Source organism: Micromonospora sicca (assembly GCF_003172935.1).
Classification (GTDB): domain Bacteria; phylum Actinomycetota; class Actinomycetes; order Mycobacteriales; family Micromonosporaceae; genus Micromonospora; species Micromonospora sicca.
The window spans coordinates 17342-37605 of the sequence record NZ_QGKS01000109.1 but is presented as its reverse complement, the minus strand read 5'-3'; the positions used below and the strand labels follow the sequence as shown (position 1 = coordinate 37605).

Genomic DNA, 20264 nt, shown 5'->3' with positions numbered 1-20264 from the left:
ACCCCCGCCTGACCTCCACCCACCCCTCGCGATCTTGCAGTTGAGGCCCGCGACTCGCGGCTTCTGTCGCGTTCGCCGGCGACAAGTGCAAGATCGCGGGGGCGTGGCGGGTGAGCGGCCTGTCACCGGAACGTCATTTCTGGTTACCCTGATCACGCCGTCGGGTGACGGTCGTCGGCTGGGGAGGCCGCGATGCGCCGTGCGATGAGGAACCTGGTCGCCGCGTTGGTCGCGGGGGCGGTGCTGACCGGCTGTGCCTCGCCCGCCGGGCTCGACGGCGACGTCACCGACGACTGGGCCGCCCTGCCGGCGGCCGGCGCGTTCACCCCGTCGGCCGGGGTCTGCCAGGTGGCCGACCCGGGCGGCACGCTGACCCTCGCCGCGTACGAACCGGTCGGGTGCGACCTGCCGCACCGGGTCGAGACCGTGCACGTCGGCGCCTTCCCCGCGGAGCGGGCGGCCCCGCCGGCCGTCGGCTCGGTCGAGCTGCGGGGCGCCTTCGCCGACTGTGACACCCGGGCCGGCGGGTACGTCGGTGACGACTGGCGGGCCGGCCGGTTGCGGCTGGCCGTGGCGGTGCCCTCGGCGCCCGGCTGGACGGCCGGCTCCCGCTGGTACCGGTGCGACCTGGCCGAGCTGAGCACGGTGGAGGCGAAGGCCGAGGTGGTCACCCGGACCGGCAGCCTGCGGGACGCCCTGAAGGGGACGTCCGCGCTGCGGCTGGGGTGCCAGCGGACGGGGACCGGCGACGGGCGGGGGGTGCGCACCCTGACCCCGGTGGCCTGCGGCACCAGCCACGACGCCGAGTTCGTCGGGGTGTGGCGGGCGCCGGACCGTCCGTACCCGAGGAAGGACGCCGACTGGGCGCCCTTCTACACCGGCTGCGGCACGGTCCTCGCGAGGTACACCGGGGTGCCGGACGACCCGACCCTGCGCTTCCGCAGTGGCGTGGTGGTCCGCCCGCCCGCCGCCGGGCGCTGGACGGTGGGCGACCGCGGCGTCCGCTGCTACCTGTGGCTCAGCGACCGTACGGTGACCGCCTCGTTGAAGGGGGCCGGCCCGGCCGGGCTGCCGGTCCGGACGCGGTAGCCGAAAACACTCGTCCCGCCCCCGCCGCCCGGAAGGAGTGGCCTTCGGGTTGACTGTGTTCATGGACCTGCCGACCGTCGAGCTGCCGGCCCTGCCCAGGCTGCTGGCCGCGCCCGCACCCGGCTGGGTGGAGACCACCGACGTGATCGTGGTCGGCTCCGGGGTCGCCGGCCTGACCGCGGCGTTGCACCTGCGCGAGGCGGGGCTGCACGTCACGGTGGTCACCAAGGTCAACATCGACGACGGCTCGACCCGCTGGGCGCAGGGCGGCATCGCCGCCGTGCTCGACCCGGCGGACAGCCCGGCCGCCCACGCGTACGACACGGAGGTCGCCGGGGTCGGCCTCTGCGACCCGGCCGCGGTGCGGGTCCTGGTCGAGGAGGGGCCGACCCGGCTGCGGGAGCTGATGCGGATCGGCGCCGAGTTCGACCGGAACCCGGACGGCTCGCTGATGCTCACCCGGGAGGGCGGCCACCGGGCCGACCGGATCGTGCACGCCGGTGGCGACGCCACGGGCGCCGAGGTGCAGCGGGCGCTGCACGCGGCGGTCCGCCGGGACCCGTGGATCCGGCTGGTGGAGCACGCCCTGGTGCTGGACCTGCTCCGCGCCCCGGGCGACGGCCCCGGCGGCCTCGGCCCGGCCTGCGGGATCACCCTGCACGTGCTCGGCGAGGGCAGCGAGGACGGCGTCGGGGCGCTGCTGGCCCGCGCGGTGGTGCTGGCGACCGGCGGCATGGGGCAGGTCTTCGCGGCCACCACCAACCCGGCGGTCTCCACCGGCGACGGGGTGGCCCTCGCGGTGCGGGCCGGCGCGGCGGTCACCGACGTGGAGTTCGTGCAGTTCCACCCGACCGCGCTGATCGCCCCGGCCGGGGTGGGCGTGCCGGGCGCCACCCGGGCCCAGCAGCCGCTGGTCTCCGAGGCGCTGCGCGGCGAGGGCGCCCACCTGGTCGACTCCGACGGCAAGCGGTTCATGGTGGGGCAGCACGAGCTGGCCGAGCTGGCTCCCCGCGACGTGGTGGCCAAGGGCATCCACCGGGTGCTGCTGGCCACCGGCGCGGACCACGTCTACCTGGACGCCCGGCACCTCGGCGGGGACTTCCTCGCCGGGCGCTTCCCGACCATCGTCGCGTCCTGCCTGGCCATCGGCGTCGACCCGGCCACCGATCTGATCCCGGTCGCCCCGGCCGCCCACTACGCCTCCGGCGGCGTCCGCACCGACCTGCACGGCCGGACCTCCATCCCCGGCCTGTACGCCTGCGGCGAGGTGGCCTGCACCGGGGTGCACGGCGCGAACCGGCTGGCCAGCAACTCGCTGCTGGAGGGGCTGGTCTTCTCCCGCCGGATCGCCGAGGACATCGCCGCCGGCCTGCCCGAGCAGGCCAGGCCGGCGGAGACCGGCGCCTGGGTGGGCGGCGCGGGTTGGGTGGTGCCCGCCGAGGGCACGCCGGCCCTGCAACGGGCGATGACCCGGGGCGCGGGCGTGCTCCGCTCGGCGGAGACCCTCGCCGGGACGGCCGGCGCGCTGACCGAGCTGGGCGGGGGACGCGGCGTGCCGCGCACCGCCGACTGGGAGGCGACGAACCTGATCACGGTGGCGTCGACACTGGTCGCCGCCGCGTACGCCCGCCAGGAGACCCGGGGTTGCCACTGGCGGGAGGACTTCCCGACGGCCGACGAGCGGTGGCTGGGCCACCTCGTCACGGCCGTCGGGGCGCAGGGCCGGTTGACGCAGCAGTGGGAGGAGTCGGAATGAGGGAGTCGACGGAGCAGGCGTTGCGGGCGGCCAGCCTGGACCCGGTGTGGGTGCAGCGGGTGATCGTCGACGCGTTCGCCGAGGACCTGGGCCCGGACTTCCTCGACGTCACCAGCGTGGCCACCATCCCGGACGCGCAGAACGACACCGCCGACCTGGTCGCCCGCGCCGACGGCGTGGTGGCCGGGCTGGCCGTGGCCGCCGCCGTGTTCGACCTGGTCGGCGAGGTGACCGGTTCGGACCGTACGGTCGAGGTGTCGCTGGTGGCCCACGACGGGCAGCGGGTGGCGCGCGGCGACGTGCTGGCCACGGTGACCGGCCCGACCCGGCTGCTGCTCACCGCCGAGCGGACGGCGCTGAACCTGCTGTGCCGGATGTCCGGGGTGGCCACCCACACCCGTGCCTGGGCGGACGCCCTGGCCGGCACGAAGGCGATGGTGCTGGACACCCGGAAGACCACCCCGGGCCTGCGGGCCCTGGAGAAGTACGCGGTCCGCGCCGGCGGCGGCACCAACAAGCGGATGGGCCTGCACGACGTCGCGATGATCAAGGACAACCACAAGGTCGCCGCCGGGGGCGTCGGCGCGGCCTACCGCCGGGTCCGGGAGGCCTTCCCGGACGTGCCGGTGCAGGTGGAGGTGGACACCATCGCGGAGGCGGTGGAGGCCGTCGAGGCGGGGGCCGGCTTCCTGCTGCTGGACAACATGACCCCGGCGCAGTTGCGCGAGGTGGTCGCCGCGGTGGGGGACCGGGCGGAGCTGGAGGCGACCGGCGGGCTCACCCTGCCGGTGGCCGCCGAGTACGGCGCGACCGGCGTGGACTTCATCTCGGTGGGCGCGTTGACCCACTCCTCGCCGATCCTGGACATCGCCCTGGACCTGCGGGAGGAATGAGCCGGGGAGGGGGTGCCGTCTAGGCTTCGTGCGTGCTGCTCTGCATCGACATCGGAAACACCAACACCGTGCTGGCGACCTTCGACGGCGACAAGCTGGTGCACTCCTGGCGGATCAAGACCGACGCCCGTTCGACGGCGGACGAGCTGGGTCTGATGTTCCGGGGGCTGCTGGCCGGTGACGCCGTGGAGATCACCGGGGTGGCCGCCTGCTCGACGGTGCCGGCGGCGCTCCGCTCGCTGCGGACCATGCTGGCCCGCTACTACGCCGACCTGCCCAGCGTGATCGTCGAGCCCGGGGTGCGGACCGGGGTGCAGCTCGCCATCGACAACCCCAAGGAGGTCGGCTCGGACCGGGTGGTCAACACCCTGGCCGCGTACACCCTCTACGGTGGACCGTCGATAGTGGTGGACTTCGGCACGACCACCAACTTCGACGTGATCAGCGGCCGGGGCGAGTTCCTCGGCGGCGCGTTCGCGCCCGGCATCGAGATCTCCTTCGACGCGCTCGCCGCCCGCGCGGCGCAGTTGCGCAAGGTGGAGGCCACCAAGCCCCGCTCGGTGATCGGCAAGAACACCGTGGAGTGCCTCCAGTCCGGCCTCTACTTCGGCTTCGCCGGGCAGGTGGACCGGATCGTCGAGCGGATGGCCGAGGAGTTGGGCGAGGTGAGGGCGGTCATCGCGACCGGCGGGTTGGCCTCGGTGGTGATCGGCGAGTGCCGCACCATCACCCACCACGAGCCGATGATCACGCTGATCGGCCTACGGATGGTCTACGAGCGCAACACCTGACCCCGGCCGCGCCGGAGCCGGGCGCGCCGCGCGGGCGTCAGCGCCGCCGGGCCCGGAAGACCAGCGTCCGGTACGGCAGCTCGACGGTCTCCCGCCCGGCCAGGTCGGGGTGGGTGACGAAGAGTTCCCGCAGTTCCCGGTCGACCTTCTCCCGCTCCTCGGGCGTGGCCGTCAGCCAGTACGAGCGGGTGCGCAGCATGCCGACCACCTCGGCCGGCGTGAGCGTGGTCCGGTGGCTGAACTCGCCCAGCTCCACCGCGCCGAACGGGGGGCCGAAGTCGGTGACCTTCTCGATCAGGTTGCCGGAGTGGTCCCGCAGGTCGGCGATCCGCCCCAGCTCGGCCACCCAGGGCACACTGGTGTCCCGGGTGTTCCAGATCGGGGCGAACGTCCCGCCCGGCCGGAGCACCCGGGCGATCTCGACGTGCGCGCGTTCCTTGTCGAACCAGTGGTACGCCTGGCCCACCAGCACCGCGTCGGCCGCGCGGTCCGGCAGCGGCACCGACTCGGCGCTGCCGGCCAGGGCGGTGACGCCCGGGGTGGCGGCGTCGAGCTGGGCCCGCATCCCCGGGTCGGGTTCCACCGGGACCACCTGGTGACCCAGGGCGAGCACGCCGCGGGTGAGGATGCCGGTGCCGGCGCCCAGGTCGACGACCCGGGCCGACGGGTCCAAGCCGTCGAGCGCCCAGCCCAGCGCCGCCTGCGGATAGCGGGGTCGGAACCGGTCGTAGTCGGCCGCCGCCGCGCCGAAGGACAGGGCCTGAGTGGGGTCGGTCATGGCGGGCAGGTTATCCGGTAACGGCCACCTGGGGGCTTGAGTACGCTCGGGTCCTGACCCCGCCGATATCTCCTTCCCGAGGAAGCGTGCCGTGACCGAGCAGAACGCCGTGCCAGTGGACCCCGCCGACGACCTTCCCGAGCAGATGAAGGTCCGCCGGGAGAAGCGGGACCGGATGCTCGCCGAGGGGGTCGAGCCGTACCCCGTCGGGTTTCCCCGGACCAGCACCCTGGCGGAGATCCGCGAGAAGTACGCCGAGCTGCCTACCGACACCGCCACCGGGGACAAGGTCTCGGTCACCGGCCGGGTGATCTTCGTACGGAACACCGGCAAGCTCTGCTTCGCCACCCTGCGGGACGGGGACGGCATGGAACTCCAGGCGATGCTCTCCCTGGACCGGGTCGGCGCGCAGCGGCTGGACGACTGGAAGCGCCTGGTCGACCTCGGTGACCACGTCGGCGTGACCGGTGAGGTGATCACCAGCCGGCGGGGCGAGCTGTCGGTGCTGGCCGACGAGTGGGCGGTCACCGCCAAGGCGCTGCGCCCGCTGCCGGTGGCGCACAAGCCGCTGAGCGAGGAGGCCCGGGTCCGCCAGCGCTACGTGGACCTGATCGTCCGCCCGCAGGCGCGGCAGATGGTGCGTACCCGGGCGGCCGCGGTGCGCAGCCTGCGCGATTCCCTGCACGGGGCGGGCTTCATCGAGGTCGAGACCCCGATGCTGCAGTTGCTGCACGGTGGCGCGGCGGCCCGCCCATTCGTGACCCACAGCAATGCGTTGAGCACCGATCTGTATCTGCGAATCGCGCCGGAACTGTTTCTCAAGCGCGCCGTGGTCGGCGGCGTCGACCGGGTCTTCGAGATCAACCGTAACTTCCGTAATGAGGGAGTCGACTCGTCGCACTCTCCCGAGTTCGCGATGCTCGAGACCTACCAGGCGTACGGCGACTACGACACGATGGCGGAGTTGACGCGCAATCTGGTGCAGGGCGCGGCGATCGCGGTGAGCGGCTCGACCGTGGTGACCCACGCCGACGGCCGCGAGTTCGACCTGGGCGGCGAGTGGCGTTCGGTGACCCTCTTCGGGGTCCTTTCCGAGGCGCTCGGCGAGGAGGTCACCGTGCGCACCGACAGGTCCCGGCTGGTCGAGTACGCGGACAAGGTCGGCCTCGCCGTCGACCCGAAGTGGGGGCCGGGGAAGCTGGCCGAGGAGCTCTTCGAGGAACTGGTCGTTCCGTCGCTGCAGGCCCCGACGTTCGTCCGGGACTACCCGGAGGAGACCAGCCCGCTGACCCGGGCGCACCGCAGCGAGCCGGGCCTGGCCGAGAAGTGGGACCTCTACGTCCTCGGCTTCGAGCTGGGCACCGCGTACTCGGAGCTGGTCGACCCGGTGGTGCAGCGGGAGCGGCTGGTGGCCCAGGCGCAGCTCGCCGCCCGTGGCGACGACGAGGCGATGCGACTGGACGAGGACTTTCTCCGGGCGATGGAGTACGGAATGCCGCCGGCCGGTGGTATGGGAATGGGAATCGACCGGCTCTTGATGGCGCTGACCGGGCTGGGAATTCGGGAAACCATCCTCTTCCCGTTGGTCCGCCCGGAGTAGCCGTCAACCTTCTCCGGCTCGTTACCGCGTCCTATTGACGCGGTAAGCGGCGCGCGGGTTATTGTGCTCCTGGATTGTGGCAGGAGACCCTGCTCGAAAGGAATGTGGGACGTGGCCAAGCAGATCATTCACAAGCTGGTCGATGACCTGGACGGCGGGGACGCTGACGAGACCGTCAAGTTCGCGCTGGACGGCGTGCAGTACGAGATCGACCTGTCGGTGGCCAACGCCGAGAAATTGCGTGAGGTATTTGCGCCGTACGTGGCGCACGGCACCAAGGTCGGCCGGGGCGGCGTGGTCGTCGGCGGGCGGGCCGCGCGCGGGCGGGGCGGCGCGACCGCCGACCGCGAGCAGAACAAGGCCATCCGCGCCTGGGCCAAGAAGTCGGGCAAGGACATCTCCGACCGGGGTCGGATCCCGCAGGAGATCGTCGACGAGTACCACTCGAAGGCGGGCCGCTGAGCCCTGGGCTCGTCACCGGGCGAGATCGACGCCGGACCGGAGTGCCACTCCGGGCCGGCGTCGCCGTTTCCGCCCTCCCGTGCCGATTGCCCGGTTCGCGGCCGGTGGCCCGCTCGCGCCCGTTGGGGCCCGCTGCGAACCCCGCCGCCGGCTGGGAAGAACCCCGGGTGGGTGGGCGTTGTCCACAGGCGGTGGAGATTGCATCCACAGGCTGTGGACGAGATGTTCCCGGGTGACCCGGTCGAAACGGGTCCGGCTCGGTGCGTCCGCAGCGCGTGCGAATTTCGCTCTGCGCGTACAGGTAGGGGTACCGGAACACCTCCTGAGCGCGGACGGTTGTCAGAAACGACGCGTACACGGCATTCCGCAGGGACACACGACCTCAGCGGAGTCGGTCCGCGGCGATAGAGTAAGGAGGCACGGACGCCCGTCCCGGACGTCCGCGCACCGGCCCCGCCAAGATCTAGACCATCAAGGCGCACGGCACGTGAGGAGCACGAGGGCATGTTCGAGCGGTTCACCGACCGAGCGCGACGGGTTGTCGTCCTGGCCCAAGAAGAGGCCCGGATGCTCAACCACAACTACATCGGTACGGAGCACATCCTGCTGGGCCTCATCCACGAGGGTGAAGGCGTCGCGGCAAAGGCCCTGGAGAGCCTCGGCATCTCCCTCGAGGGCGTCCGCCAGCAGGTCGAGGAGATCATCGGCCAGGGCCAGCAGGCGCCGAGCGGGCACATCCCGTTCACGCCGCGGGCCAAGAAGGTGCTGGAGCTGTCGCTGCGCGAGGCGCTGCAGCTCGGCCACAACTACATCGGCACGGAGCACATCCTGCTCGGCCTGATCCGCGAGGGTGAGGGCGTCGCCGCCCAGGTGCTGGTCAAGCTCGGCGCCGACCTCAACCGGGTCCGCCAGCAGGTGATCCAGCTGCTCTCGGGCTACCAGGGCAAGGAGCCGGCCGCGGCGGGCGCCGCGCCGGGCGAGGCCGCGCCGTCGACCAGCCTCGTGCTGGACCAGTTCGGCCGCAACCTGACCCAGGCCGCCCGCGAGGGCAAGCTCGACCCGGTCATCGGGCGCGAGAAGGAAATCGAGCGGGTCATGCAGGTGCTCTCCCGCCGTACCAAGAACAACCCGGTCCTGATCGGTGAGCCCGGCGTCGGTAAGACCGCCGTGGTGGAGGGGCTGTCCCAGAAGATCATCAAGGGCGAGGTGCCCGAGACCCTCAAGGACAAGCAGCTCTACACGCTCGACCTCGGTGCGCTGGTCGCCGGTTCCCGCTACCGCGGTGACTTCGAGGAGCGCCTGAAGAAGGTGCTCAAGGAGATCCGCACGCGGGGCGACATCATCCTGTTCATCGACGAGATCCACACCCTGGTGGGTGCGGGTGCCGCCGAGGGCGCGATCGACGCGGCGAGCATCCTCAAGCCGATGCTGGCCCGTGGCGAGCTCCAGACCATCGGTGCCACCACGCTCGACGAGTACCGCAAGCACCTGGAGAAGGACGCCGCTCTCGAGCGCCGCTTCCAGCCGATCCAGGTGGGCGAGCCGTCGCTGGCTCACACCATCGAGATCCTCAAGGGCCTGCGCGACCGCTACGAGGCGCACCACCGGGTGAGCATCACCGACGCCGCGCTGGTGGCGGCGGCGACGCTCGCCGACCGGTACATCTCCGACCGCTTCCTGCCGGACAAGGCGATCGACCTGATCGACGAGGCCGGGGCCCGGATGCGCATCCGCCGGATGACCGCGCCGCCAGACCTGCGCGACTTCGACGAGCGGATCGCCCAGGTCCGCCGCGACAAGGAGTCCGCGATCGACGCGCAGGACTTCGAGCGGGCGGCGCAGCTCCGCGACAAGGAGAAGCAGCTGCTCGGCCAGAAGGCCCAGCGGGAGAAGGAGTGGAAGGCCGGTGACCTGGACGTCGTCAGCGAGGTTGACGACGAGCAGATCGCCGAGGTGCTCGGCAACTGGACCGGCATCCCGGTTTACAAGCTGACCGAGGAGGAGACCTCGCGCCTGCTGCGCATGGAGGACGAGCTGCACAAGCGCGTCATCGGCCAGGAGGACGCGGTCAAGGCGGTCTCGAAGGCGATCCGGCGTACCCGGGCCGGCCTGAAGGACCCGAAGCGCCCGTCGGGCTCGTTCATCTTCGCCGGTCCGTCAGGCGTGGGTAAGACCGAGCTGTCCAAGGCGCTCGCCGAGTTCCTCTTCGGCAGCGAGGACGCCCTCATCCAGCTGGACATGTCCGAGTTCCACGACCGGTACACGGTGTCCCGGCTGGTGGGTGCCCCTCCCGGCTACGTCGGCTACGACGAGGGCGGGCAGCTGACCGAGAAGGTGCGGCGTCGGCCGTTCTCGGTGGTCCTCTTCGACGAGATCGAGAAGGCTCACCCGGACGTGTTCAACACGCTCCTCCAGATCCTGGAGGACGGGCGGCTGACCGACGGTCAGGGTCGGATCGTGGACTTCAAGAACACGGTCATCATCCTGACCACCAACCTCGGCACCCGGGACGTCGCCAAGGCGGTCTCGCTGGGCTTCCAGGCCTCTGAGGACTCCGAGTCGAACTACGACCGGATGAAGCAGAAGGTCAACGACGAGCTCAAGCAGCACTTCCGGCCCGAGTTCCTCAACCGGATCGACGACACCATCGTCTTCCACCAGCTGCGCGAGAACGAGATCCTCTCGATCGTGGACATCATGATCCAGCGGATCGAGACGCAGCTGCGCAACAAGGACATGGGCCTGGAGCTGACCGACAACGCCAAGAAGTACCTGGCGAAGAAGGGCTTCGACCCGGTGCTGGGCGCGCGGCCGCTGCGTCGCACGATCCAGCGCGACATCGAGGACAACCTCTCCGAGCGGATCCTCTTCAACGAGCTGACCCCGGGTCAGATCGTGGTGGTGGACTGCGAGGGCGACCCGGAGAACATCGACAAGTCCAAGCTCGTCTTCCGAGGCGCGGACAAGCCGGTGGAGGTTCCGGACGCCGTCCCGGCCGATCTCGGTGGCGCCGCCACCGCGGGCGCGGACGAGTAAGCGACACCTGACAGGGCGACGGCCCCGGTTGGCGAAAGCCACCGGGGCCGTCGCCTTTCCGCATCCCCACCCGCCCGCACCTGGCGCGCCGGTCGCCGCCGATCCGTTCGGGCTTGATCAGCTCAACCTCGCGACGGGATGGCCTCGGCGTGCCGCGCGGACCCGACATATGGCCGGAGAGCGGTATGCCTGAGAGGCATAAGAGGTCGCGCAGATTGGTGGTGATCATCGGCGGCGGGTGGGGCGGTTGTCCCACCGGTAGGTGGTCCACGCTCGCCGATCAGGCTACGGACGGTCATGATCGCGTCGGCGAGGTCGAAGAACGCGTCGATGACCTGTTCGGTTCGTTCGTAGCAGCGTTGCAGTCGGTTGAACGCGTTGTGCCAGATGTTCGTCCGTTCGCGTGCCACCGTTGGGATGGGCGCCTTGTCGCCCTGTGGGCGATCTTGCCGGTCAGGCCGCGTTCGGCCAGCAGCATCGAGTGACCGCCGAGTCGTATCCGGCGTCGAGGTGCACCGTGATGGTCTCGGGGAGTGGGCCCAGGTCGTCGAGCCGGTCGAGGGTGGGGCCGGCAGCGGTGAGTCGTGTCGGTTCGCGCCGGCCAGGACCCGGCCGAGGGGAATGCCGTAACCGTCGACCATCGATGAGCGTTTCATTCCCTGCTTGCCCCGGTCGACCAAGGCCCCCGGCGCAGTCACCTCCGCCGGGGGCCTTGGTGATGCAGCCGTCCACGGCGATGTCGTCCAGGACCAAGCCGACGAGCCGGTCGTAGGCGTCGTAGGCGCAGCCGAACTGCAGCACCTGAATCAGCTTGTCGAACACGATCCGGTCATCGATCCGCCTGCGGTGACAGCCCAACGGATGCGTCGGGGCGCACGTCGGCCGATCAGGTAGCAGCGCGGTGAACTGGACCCACAGTGGCTCGATCAGCCATGCTGGGATGGCAGGCACAGGATCTCCCGGTGATCACGAGGCGTAAGCACCTTCATGATCATGGATCCTGTGCCTGCACTCGTTCAGACACGCCCGCCCCGCCTCGCCATTCTGCGCGGGCGCTTATCGCCCGTAGACGGCAGCGATGTCGTGTCGGTCTGGTACTACGGCGCCTCGGGATGAACTCGCTGCTGACTTCGCCTCAGCGGAGGCGAAGTCCAGCGATGAGGAGCTCGACCAGGCGGCGCGCGTCGTAACGGGGGTCGCTGCCCGCGCCGATGCAGAGATTACCGACGCCGCGCAGCAGTCCGTAGGCGTCCATGTCGGGACGGATCTCGCCCGCTGCGACGGCGGCGTCGAGCAGCTGGTCGCACACCGGGACGAGGCGGTCGAGGAAGTAGGCGTGCAGGGTCCGGAAGGCGGCGTCGTCAGACTGTAGCGCCGCGGCGAGGCCGTGTTTGGTGATCAGGAAGTCGACGAACAGGTTGATCCACTGCACCAGGGCGGTGTGCGGTGTGCTGCTGTCGGCCAGCAAGGCCGGACCCGCCTCGGCGCACGCCTCGATCTGGTGCCGGTAGACGGCGACGATGAGGTCGGCTCGCGTCGGGAAGTGGCGGTAGATCGTGCCCACGCCGACGCCCGCCCTGGCGGCGATGTCGCGCACAGGCACGTCGACGCCGGAGGCGACGAACGCCGCAGCGGCAGCGTCCAGCAGGGTCTTCTCGTTGCGCCGCGCGTCGGCCCGCTTGCGCGAGGCCGGTCGCTCCGAGCCGCTGTCGATGTCGGCCAAGGCCCCGTTACCTCCATCACACCGCTTGGCATCCGGAACGCCGTTCCGTATCTTGGTTATCGGAACACTGCTCCGCTTGTTCAGCATACTGATCAGGCGCGCCACCACCAAACGATGCAACGCTGCACGGTTTCCAGGAGGAACAGTCATGCAGTACCGCACCTTGGGCCGCACGGGTGTGCAGGTCAGCACCCTCGTGCTCGGCGCAATGAACTTCGGCAAGATCGGCAACACCACCCAGGAGGAAGCCACCGCCATCGTTGACGCGGCGCTCGATGCGGGGATCAACCTCATCGACACCGCCGACGTCTACAGCGGCGGCCAGTCCGAGGAGATGGTCGGCAAGGCCATCGCCGGCCGCCGCGGCGATGTCGTGCTGGCCACCAAGGCGACCCTGCCGATGGGCGACGAGCGCAACCACCGGGGCGGTTCGCGCCGCTGGCTGGTCACCGCGCTGGACAACAGCCTGCGCCGCCTCGGCGTCGACCACGTCGACCTTTACCAGATGCACCGGTGGGACCCGACGAGCAGCGACGAGGAGACGCTGTCGGCGCTGACGGACCTGCAGCGCGCCGGAAAGATCCGCTACTTCGGCTCCTCGACCTTCCCGGCCTACCGCATCGTCCAGGCGCAGTGGGCCGCCCGGGAGGGGCACCTGAGCCGTTACGTGACCGAGCAGCCGAGCTACTCGATCCTGCAGCGTGGCATCGAGACCCACGTGCTGCCCGTGACACAGGAGTACGGCATGGGCGTGCTCGCCTGGAGCCCGCTGGCATCGGGCTGGCTGTCCGGCGCGATCCGTGCCGGCCAGGAGATCAGCACGAACCGCTCGGGCTTCATGCAGCAGCGCTACGACATCAGCATCCCCGCCAACCGCGCCAAACTCGACGCCGTCGAGCAGCTCGCCAAGGTTGCCGACGAAGCCGGCCTCAGCATGATCCAGCTCGCGCTCGGCTTCGTCACCGCGCACCCGGGCGTGACCAGCGCGATCATCGGCCCCCGCACGATGGACCACCTCCGCTCGCAGCTCGCCGCCGCGGACACCGTTCTCTCCACCGACGTGCTGGACGCGATCGACGCGATCGTGGCTCCCGGCGTCGACCTCGCCGCCCACGAGAAGAACGACACCCCGCCCGCCCTGCTCGACCCGGCGCTGCGCCGCCGCTGATTACTTGGCACGTCAGTGACCAGGCGGCAGACGCGCGGCGGCTTGCGCGTCCCCCTGCCGCCTGACACGCCGCAAGGCCATGCCTTCCCAGGCTCACGTCGAAAGGACGATCGGACCCATGCCACTCACACCCCGGCCCAGCTTCGGGATCATGACCGCCCCGATGCAGGTCGGCTACCACGACATCCTGCGGGTCTGGCGCGAAGCGGACGCCATTGCCGACATCGAGCACGCGTGGCTGTTCGACCACCTCATGCCGATCGTAGGCGACCTGAGCGGACCGACGTACGAAGGCTGGACCCTGCTCTCCGCCCTCGCCGCTCAGACCGAGCGGCTACGCCTTGGCGTGCTGGTGACCAGCAACCGCTTCCGACCACCCGCGATGCTGGCCAAGATCGCCACGACCGTCGACATCGTCTCCGGCGGGCGCCTCGATTTCGGCATCGGCGTTGGTTCGCGGCCCGGTCACCCACTCGCAGCGCGTGAGTACGCGGCGCACGGCCTGCCCTTCGCCGACACTGCCGACGCCGTGGGCAGCCTCGCCGAGGCGCTCACGGTCATCCGGCGGCTATGGACCGAGAACGAGCCGTTCGACTTCCACGGCACGTACGTCAACCTCACCGGAGCGTTCGGCAGCCCCAAGCCCGTGCAGCGCCCTCACCCGCCGATCATCATCGGTGGCCGCTCCGCCGCGACTCTGCGGGTGGTCGCCGAACACGCGGACGTATGGAACAACCCCAGCGGCGATCTCGACGACGCCGTTAGCCGCACCGCCCTGCTGGAGCGCTACTGCGCCGAGGTCGGTCGCGACCCCGCGTCGATCACCCGCTCGATCAACCTGCCCGTCTCCTACAACCAGCCGGGCATCACAAGGGATGCCATCGGCAAGGCGATCGACGCCGGCTTCGGGCACATCGTGCTCGGGCTGCCGGCGCCCTACCCCGACGGCGTCGCGCACTGGATCACCGACGAGTTCATCACCACGTCGGCCTGACAGCGGCGCCCAGGCCTGGCGTTCCGTGGCGGCGCTGGCGGCCCGGCAGAGCATCCCGGCGGCGGTGAAACTGTCACTGATGCACTCGTACAGGCCGTGCCGGCACGCTCGCCGTACCTTATCCCCACTGATCGCACGCGCGACGGCCGTGGCGGCGAGGGTCAGAACTCCCAGTGATCACTAGGCGTAGGAACCTTCATGATCACTGATGTCTGTGCCCGTCTCCTACCCGCCCAATCCTCACTGACCTATTTGCGCGGCCTCTAAATATGACTCTCAGGCATATCGCTTGTGGGGTGGTGTGCTTGTCCCGAGCGGGCGCGCGGGACCTCGTGGCCCGGGGCGTCATGTCGGTGACATGAAGCCACGCGGCCATCGCTGGAGGAACGGCCGCGGCACCGTTCAGGGGTGGGGAAGTGGGGCCGGTGCGCCGTCGCCCAGCAGGCGGAAGGCGTCCTCGCCGACCGGCTCGACCAGGCCGTCGGTGACCAGCCCGGCGAGCGCCCGGGACCGCTGCATGTCGTCGGTCCAGACCTGGTCGAGGCGCTGCCGCGGCACCGGTCCGGTGGCCTCCCGCAGCACCGCCAGGAGCAGGCCGCGGACCTGGCGATCGGTGCCCGCGTACCGCTGAGGGCGGCGGCTCGGGCCGGCGGGCGCGACCTGGCCGGAGGCCCGCCAGGCGCAGACCGCTTCCACCGGGCACACCGCGCACCGGGGCGAGCGGGCGGTGCAGACCACGGCGCCCAGCTCCATGAACGCGGCGCTGGCCAGCGCCGCGGCGGCCGGCTCGACGGGCAGCAGCTCCTCGGTGGCGACCAGGTCGGCCGGGCGGGTGGCCGGACCGGCGTCCGGTTCCCCGGCGACGGCCCGGCAGACCACCCGGCGGACGTTCGTGTCCACCACGGGGTGCCGTTGCCCGTGCGCGAACGCCGCGACCGCCCGGGCCGTGTACGTCCCGACGCCGGGCAGCGCGAGCAGCTGGTCCAGCCGGTCCGGCACCTCGCCGCCGTGCCGCTCCACGATCGCCACCGCGCAGTCGCGCAGCCGCACCGCCCGGCGGGGGTAGCCGAGCCGCCCCCACATCCGGATCGCCTCGGCCGGGCTGTCCGCCGCTAGGGCGGCCGGCACCGGCCAGCGGGCCAGCCACGCCTCCCAGGCGGGCAGCACCCGGACCACCGGCGTCTGCTGGAGCATGACCTCGCTGACCAGGATGGCCCACGCGCTGGTGCCGGGCTTGCGCCACGGCAGGTCGCGGGCGTTCTCCTCGTACCACCGGCTGACCAGGGTGGCGAAAGTGGGCTCAGACATCGCGCTGCCGATGATGTCACGGGCCGGATTCCCGCAGGATGGGCGGCCGGGCCGGGGCGCGCGGACGGCCCCGGGCGGGCGGGGCAGAATGTCCGGATGAACGAGCTCGCGATCACCGTCATCGGCCGGGACCGGCCGGGCATCGTGGCCGACGTCGCCGAGGCGCTCGCCCGGCTCGGCGCGAACCTCACCGACTCCACGATGACCCGGTTGCGGGGACACTTCGCGATGACGCTGATCTGCGTGGGACCGGCCGCCGCCGATGTCGAGGCCGCGCTGGCCCCGCTCGCCGCCGACGGCCAGCTGCTGGCCACCGTGCGCGCGGTCACCCCCGACGGCGAGACCACGGCGGCAGGCGAGCCGTACGTGCTGGCGGTGCACGGTGCCGACCGGATGGGCATCGTCGCGGCGATGACCCGGGTGCTGGCCGACGCCGGTGGCAACGTCACCGACCTGAGCACCCGGCTGACCGGCTCGCTCTACGTGGTGGTCGCCGAGGTGGAACTGCCGTCGGGCAGCTCCGACGAGGTGGCCGGCCGGCTCGCGCGTACGGCCGCGGAGCTGGGCGTCGGGGTCAGCCTCCGCCCGGCGGACACGGACCTGCTGTGACGGCGGAGTACGTCGGCCTCGACGACTGGACCCCGGAGGTGCTCGCCGTGCCGGGCGAGGTACTCCCGGTGGTCTCCGCCCCCGACCCGGTGCTCAGCCGGCCGGGGCCGGAGGTGGACCCGACCTCGGACGAGGTGGTCCGCCTCGCCGCCGACCTGGTTGCCACCATGCGCGTCTCGCCGGGCTGCGTCGGCCTCGCCGCGCCGCAGGTGGGGGTGAGCGCGCAGGTGTTCGCGGTGGACGTCGCCGGCCACCCGAAGGCGGTCACCGTGCACAGGACCTTCGTGCTGTGCAACGCCCGGGTGGTGGAGGCCAGCCGGTGGAAGGCCGGGCGGGAGGGCTGCATGTCGGTGCCGGATCTGACCGGTGACGTGAAGCGGGCCAGCCGGCTGGTGGTCGAGGGCGTCCTGCCCGGTACGGGCAAGCCGGTGCGGCTGGTCACCGACGGCTTCGAGGCGCGGGCGCTCCAGCACGAGATCGATCACTGCGCGGGGCTGCTCTTCCTCGACCGGGTCGCCGGCGCGCACGCCATCTACCAGCGCAAGGTCTACCTCTGACGTTCTGCGGGGGTGCCGCGCCGTTCGGTGAACGGCCCGGAGCCCAACACCGGCGCGACACCGAGGTCCGCGTCCTCGCCGGCGAGTTCCGCACCGTCGGCGAACTCGCAGCCGTCCGGACCGGTGCTGACTCCGCAGACGGACGATCCGTCCGCCGCACCGGATGATTCCGGCGGCGGATCCTCGGGCGGCCCGGCGGGTGGCGGCACGGTCGACGCCCCGGCCGCGCCGGCGGCCCCGGTGGTCGACGACGGGACCTGCACCGACGCGGAGATCCTGGTGACCCCGGTGGCCCAGCCGGCGACCGCGCAGCGGGGCACGGTGGTGAACCTCCAGCTGAAGATCAAGAACAAGTCGCAGCGTACCTGCAGCCGGAACGTTGGGGCGGACCTCCAGGAGCTGTTCATCAAGTCCGGCGCGGAGAAGATCTGGTCCTCGGACACCTGCGGCACCGGCAAGGGTTCCGACGTGCAGTCGTTCACCCCCGGCTTCGAGCGCCTCTACGAGCTGGGCTGGAACGGCCGGGAGGCCAATCGCTGCGCCAACGGCCTCGCCAACGGCGACTACGCGCCGATCGGCTCGTACCAGGTCTTCGCCCGGGTGGGCACCAAGCTCAGCGAGCCGGTCAAGCTGACCATCACCGGCTGAGGGGCGGCCGGACCGGCCGGCTCAGACGTACCGCTCCAGGATGGACGCCTCGGCGAGCCGGGAGAGGCCCTCGCGGACGCCCCGGGCGCGGGCGTCGCCCACCCCCTCGACCGCCTGGAGGTCCTCCACGGTCGCGCCGAGCAGCCGCTGGAGGCTGCCGAAGTGCACCACCAGCCGGTCGACCACCGCGACCGGGAGCCGGGGCACCTTGGCCAGCAGCCGGAAGCCGCGCGGGCTGACCGCCGCGTCGAGCGCGTCGGACGCGGACGGGTAGCCGATCGCCTTGGCGACCGCCACCAGGTCGATCAGCTCGGTGGCGCCGAGCAGGTCCAGCTCGACCAGGGCCTCGTCGAGGGTCCGCGACTTGCGGCCCACCGGCAGGTAGTCCCGGATGACCAGGGTGCGGTCGGCGTCCACGCCGGCCATCAGCTCGTCGAGCTGGAGGGCGAGCAGCCGGCCGTCGGTGCCCAGCTCGACGACGTAACCGGCGATCTCGTCGGCGATCCGGCGGACCATCTCCAGCCGCTGCACCACCGCCACCGCGTCCCGGACCGTGACCAGGTCCTCGATCTCCAGGGCGGAGAGGGTGCCGGAGACCTCGTCGAGGCGCAGCTTGTAGCGCTCGAGGGTGGCCAGGGCCTGGTTGGCGCGGGAGAGGATCGCCGCCGAGTCGTCCAGCACGTGTCGCTGGCCGTTCACGTAGAGGCTGATGATCCGCATCGACTGGCTGACCGAGATGACCGGGTAGCCGGTCTGCCGGGCCACCCGCTCGGCGGTGCGGTGCCGGGTGCCGGACTCCTCCGTCGGGATGGACGGGTCGGGCATCAGGTGCACGCCCGCCTGGACGATCCGGCTGCCGTCGCTGGACAGCACCACCGCGCCGTCCATCTTGCACAGCTCGCGCACCCGGGTGGCGGAGAACTCCACGTCCATCGGGAAGCCGCCGGTGCAGATCTGGTCGACCACCTTGTCGTAGCCGAGGACGATGAGCGCGCCCGTACGGCCGCGCAGGATCCGCTCGAGCCCGTCGCGAAGCGCGGTGCCCGGCGCCATGAGAGCGAGATTTGCCCGCAGCGGGTCGCCGCCGGCCCCGCCGACGCTCCCGGTCACGCTGACACTGATCGGACGGGCGGGCGAGCCCACCGCGCCGGTGCGGGCGTGCGGCGTCGCCGCGGCGGCGGGCTTGGTGGCATCGCGGTCGATCGGCACGGGCACAGTCTACGGACTGCGGTGCAATGGGTGCTCTCGTGGTTACTGTGATGTGTCACGATGTCCGGCTTCCGCCGCCGCTGACGGGTCGGTGAGCTGTCCGATATCGCCCAGCCGGTCCCCTCGCGCGGTCACCCTGGGTCATTCCGCCGATGCCCGGGCGGCAGCCTGGAGCGCCGCCCGAACATCGGTGACCTCGATCACGCGCATGTTCTCCGGGGCCGTCCCGCTGCTGCCGGGGCCGCAGCCGGGCGGCACCAGGGCCAGCCGGAACCCGAGCCGGGCCGCCTCGGCGAGTCGGCGGGGGACCGCCCCGACCCGGCGCACCTCGCCGGTGAGGCCGACCTCGCCGATGGCCACCAGATGCGGGGCGATCGCGAGGTTGAGACCGCCGGACGCCACCGCGAGGGCGACCGCCAGGTCGGCCGCCGGCTCCACCACCCGGATGCCGCCGACCGTCGCGGCGAAGACCTCCCGGTCGTGCAGGGTCAGCCGCTCGGTACGCCGCTGGAGCACGGCCAGCACCATCGCAAGCCGGGCCCCGTCCAGCCCGGACACCGTACGCCGGGGGGAGCCGGCCACGGTCGCGCCGATCAGCGCCTGCACCTCGGTCACCAGGGCCCGCCGCCCCTCCATCGCCACCGTGACGCAGGTGCCCGGCACCGGCTCGGAGTAGCGGGTGAGGAAGAGACCGGACGGGTCGGCCAGGCTGCTGATGCCGCCCTCGTGCATCTCGAAGCAGCCCACCTCGTCGGCGGCCCCGAACCGGTTCTTGACGCCGCGGACCATCCGCAGCGAGGAGTGCTTGTCGCCCTCGAAGTGCAGCACCACGTCGACCAGGTGCTCGAGCACCCGGGGACCGGCGACCTGGCCGTCCTTGGTGACGTGGCCGACCAGCACGGTGGCGATCCCGCGCTCCTTGGCGACCGCGACCAGGGCGGCGGTGACGGCGCGCACCTGGGTCACCCCGCCGGGGACGCCCTCGGTGCCGGTGGTGGAGATCGTCTGCACCGAGTCGAGCACCAGCAGCCCGGGCTTGACCGCGTCGAGGTGGCCGAGCACCGCCGACAGGTCGCTCTCGGCGGCCAGGTAGAGCTGGTCGTGCAGGGTGCCCATCCGCTCCGCGCGCAGCCGCACCTGGCTGACCGACTCCTCGCCACTGACCACCAGCGACGGGCTGCCCGCGTTGGCCGCCCACTGCTCGGCGACGTCGAGCAGCAGCGTCGACTTGCCCACCCCGGGCTCGCCGGCGAGCAGCACCACCGCGCCCGGGACGAGGCCGCCGCCGAGCACCCGGTCCAGCTCGCTGACCCCGGTCGCCCGGGCCCGGGCCGGGGCGGCGCTGATCGTGGCGATCGGCCGGGCGGGCTCGGCGGGCATCCGGGAGCTGACCACCCGGCCGGAGACCAGCGGACCGGTGACCGTGCACTCGACCACCGAGCCCCACTCGCCGCACTCCGGGCAGCGCCCGACCCACTTGGGCGGCTGGTGGCCGCAGGCGTCGCACTCGTAGGCGGGGCGCGGCTCGCGCGCCGAGCCCCGGGCCCGGCCGGCGGTGGACGCGCCGCGGGGGGAGGTCGAACGGGAGGTGGTCACCCCCGGAACGCTAACCGGGCGGTACGACGAAAACCCAACCGGAAACG

At 71.8% G+C, this 20264-nt stretch carries 17 protein-coding genes and 1 pseudogene; 12 read left to right on the top strand and 6 right to left on the bottom strand.

What is annotated here, in order from left to right; all coding sequences use genetic code 11:
- Positions 1-192 precede the first annotated feature (192 nt).
- The 4 genes from DKT69_RS04690 (at position 193) to DKT69_RS04675 (ending at position 4529) form a co-directional block, all read left to right on the top strand.
- On the top strand, positions 193-1089 hold the full coding sequence (locus DKT69_RS04690; protein WP_109800365.1) for a septum formation family protein: 897 nt from the start codon (positions 193-195) through the stop codon (positions 1087-1089).
- Between the two features lie 61 nt (positions 1090-1150).
- Positions 1151-2845, top strand: coding sequence for an L-aspartate oxidase (locus DKT69_RS04685; RefSeq protein WP_109800368.1), 1695 nt, complete (start codon positions 1151-1153; stop codon positions 2843-2845).
- Positions 2842-3738: a carboxylating nicotinate-nucleotide diphosphorylase gene (gene nadC / locus DKT69_RS04680; RefSeq protein WP_109800364.1), complete on the top strand. Its 897-nt coding sequence runs from the start codon at positions 2842-2844 to the stop codon at positions 3736-3738. The genes DKT69_RS04685 and nadC overlap by 4 nt, the downstream gene beginning before the upstream one ends.
- A gap of 32 nt (positions 3739-3770) precedes the next feature.
- Complete coding sequence (locus tag DKT69_RS04675; protein ID WP_109800363.1) at positions 3771-4529, top strand: type III pantothenate kinase; 759 nt, start codon at positions 3771-3773, stop codon at positions 4527-4529.
- Positions 4530-4566: 37 nt separating this feature from the next.
- Here DKT69_RS04675 and DKT69_RS04670 read toward each other — a convergent pair whose 3' ends face one another.
- Positions 4567-5307, bottom strand: a complete 741-nt coding sequence (locus tag DKT69_RS04670) for a class I SAM-dependent methyltransferase (protein WP_109800362.1) — start codon at positions 5305-5307, stop codon at positions 4567-4569.
- Positions 5308-5398: 91 nt separating this feature from the next.
- On the opposite strand from DKT69_RS04670, the gene lysS reads away from it, so the two are divergent.
- The 3 genes from lysS to DKT69_RS04655 all read left to right on the top strand — a co-directional run bounded on the left by lysS (position 5399) and on the right by DKT69_RS04655 (position 10405).
- Complete coding sequence (lysS, locus tag DKT69_RS04665) at positions 5399-6907, top strand: lysine--tRNA ligase (protein ID WP_109800361.1); 1509 nt, start codon at positions 5399-5401, stop codon at positions 6905-6907.
- 111 nt (positions 6908-7018) lie between these two features.
- On the top strand, positions 7019-7369 hold the full coding sequence (locus DKT69_RS04660; protein WP_304598663.1) for a histone-like nucleoid-structuring protein Lsr2: 351 nt from the start codon (positions 7019-7021) through the stop codon (positions 7367-7369).
- Positions 7370-7873: 504 nt separating this feature from the next.
- Positions 7874-10405 carry an ATP-dependent Clp protease ATP-binding subunit gene (locus tag DKT69_RS04655; protein ID WP_109800359.1) on the top strand — a complete coding sequence of 844 codons (2532 nt, stop codon included), beginning with the start codon at positions 7874-7876 and terminating at the stop codon, positions 10403-10405.
- Between the two features lie 225 nt (positions 10406-10630).
- Here DKT69_RS04655 and DKT69_RS04650 read toward each other — a convergent pair.
- Both DKT69_RS04650 and DKT69_RS04645 read right to left on the bottom strand, forming a co-directional pair.
- Positions 10631-11356: pseudogene (locus DKT69_RS04650) on the bottom strand (transposase).
- A gap of 184 nt (positions 11357-11540) precedes the next feature.
- The gene (locus DKT69_RS04645; protein WP_236647335.1) at positions 11541-12128 is read right to left on the bottom strand and encodes a TetR/AcrR family transcriptional regulator; all 588 of its coding nucleotides are present in this window, start codon (positions 12126-12128) and stop codon (positions 11541-11543) included.
- Between the two features lie 148 nt (positions 12129-12276).
- Here DKT69_RS04645 and DKT69_RS04640 point away from each other — a divergent pair, with 148 nt between their 5' ends.
- Both DKT69_RS04640 and DKT69_RS04635 read left to right on the top strand, forming a co-directional pair.
- Positions 12277-13296 carry an aldo/keto reductase gene (locus tag DKT69_RS04640; protein WP_109800358.1) on the top strand — a complete coding sequence of 340 codons (1020 nt, stop codon included), beginning with the start codon at positions 12277-12279 and terminating at the stop codon, positions 13294-13296.
- A gap of 118 nt (positions 13297-13414) precedes the next feature.
- The gene (locus DKT69_RS04635; protein ID WP_109800357.1) at positions 13415-14290 is read left to right on the top strand and encodes an LLM class flavin-dependent oxidoreductase; all 876 of its coding nucleotides are present in this window, start codon (positions 13415-13417) and stop codon (positions 14288-14290) included.
- Positions 14291-14692: 402 nt separating this feature from the next.
- On the opposite strand, the gene DKT69_RS04630 is transcribed toward DKT69_RS04635, so the two are convergent.
- On the bottom strand, positions 14693-15598 hold the full coding sequence (locus tag DKT69_RS04630) for an iron-sulfur binding domain-containing protein (RefSeq protein WP_109800356.1): 906 nt from the start codon (positions 15596-15598) through the stop codon (positions 14693-14695).
- A 96-nt stretch (positions 15599-15694) separates the two neighbouring features.
- Between DKT69_RS04630 and DKT69_RS04625 the strand changes: the two genes are divergently transcribed.
- The 3 genes from DKT69_RS04625 (at position 15695) to DKT69_RS04615 (ending at position 17412) form a co-directional block, all read left to right on the top strand.
- Complete coding sequence (locus DKT69_RS04625; protein ID WP_109800355.1) at positions 15695-16207, top strand: glycine cleavage system transcriptional repressor; 513 nt, start codon at positions 15695-15697, stop codon at positions 16205-16207.
- Positions 16204-16764, top strand: a complete 561-nt coding sequence (locus tag DKT69_RS04620) for a peptide deformylase (protein ID WP_109800354.1) — start codon at positions 16204-16206, stop codon at positions 16762-16764. Before DKT69_RS04625 ends, DKT69_RS04620 begins: the two co-directional genes overlap by 4 nt.
- Before the next feature lie 123 nt (positions 16765-16887).
- Positions 16888-17412 (top strand): hypothetical protein, encoded by a 525-nt coding sequence (locus DKT69_RS04615; protein WP_438361802.1) that lies wholly within the window; start codon positions 16888-16890, stop codon positions 17410-17412.
- A 21-nt stretch (positions 17413-17433) separates the two neighbouring features.
- Here DKT69_RS04615 and disA read toward each other — a convergent pair whose 3' ends face one another.
- Both disA and radA read right to left on the bottom strand, forming a co-directional pair.
- Positions 17434-18621 carry a DNA integrity scanning diadenylate cyclase DisA gene (gene disA / locus DKT69_RS04610; RefSeq protein ID WP_109800366.1) on the bottom strand — a complete coding sequence of 396 codons (1188 nt, stop codon included), beginning with the start codon at positions 18619-18621 and terminating at the stop codon, positions 17434-17436.
- Positions 18622-18762: 141 nt separating this feature from the next.
- A complete protein-coding gene (gene radA / locus DKT69_RS04605) occupies positions 18763-20217 on the bottom strand; it encodes a DNA repair protein RadA (protein ID WP_109800353.1) in 1455 nt (484 codons plus the stop codon).
- Positions 20218-20264 lie beyond the last annotated feature (47 nt).

Bases quoted from the DNA above. Each gene is read 5' to 3' on its own strand.
- DKT69_RS04670 (WP_109800362.1), bottom strand. From the start codon at position 5,307: ATGACCGACCCCACTCAGGCCCTGTCCTTCGGCGCGGCGGCGGCCGAC.
- nadC (WP_109800364.1), top strand. From the start codon at position 2,842: ATGAGGGAGTCGACGGAGCAGGCGTTGCGGGCGGCCAGCCTGGACCCG.
- DKT69_RS04655 (WP_109800359.1), top strand. From the start codon at position 7,874: ATGTTCGAGCGGTTCACCGACCGAGCGCGACGGGTTGTCGTCCTGGCC.
- DKT69_RS04690 (WP_109800365.1), top strand. From the start codon at position 193: ATGCGCCGTGCGATGAGGAACCTGGTCGCCGCGTTGGTCGCGGGGGCG.
- DKT69_RS04630 (WP_109800356.1), bottom strand. From the start codon at position 15,598: ATGTCTGAGCCCACTTTCGCCACCCTGGTCAGCCGGTGGTACGAGGAG.
- DKT69_RS04685 (WP_109800368.1), top strand. From the start codon at position 1,151: ATGGACCTGCCGACCGTCGAGCTGCCGGCCCTGCCCAGGCTGCTGGCC.
- DKT69_RS04625 (WP_109800355.1), top strand. From the start codon at position 15,695: ATGAACGAGCTCGCGATCACCGTCATCGGCCGGGACCGGCCGGGCATC.
- DKT69_RS04635 (WP_109800357.1), top strand. From the start codon at position 13,415: ATGCCACTCACACCCCGGCCCAGCTTCGGGATCATGACCGCCCCGATG.
- DKT69_RS04640 (WP_109800358.1), top strand. From the start codon at position 12,277: ATGCAGTACCGCACCTTGGGCCGCACGGGTGTGCAGGTCAGCACCCTC.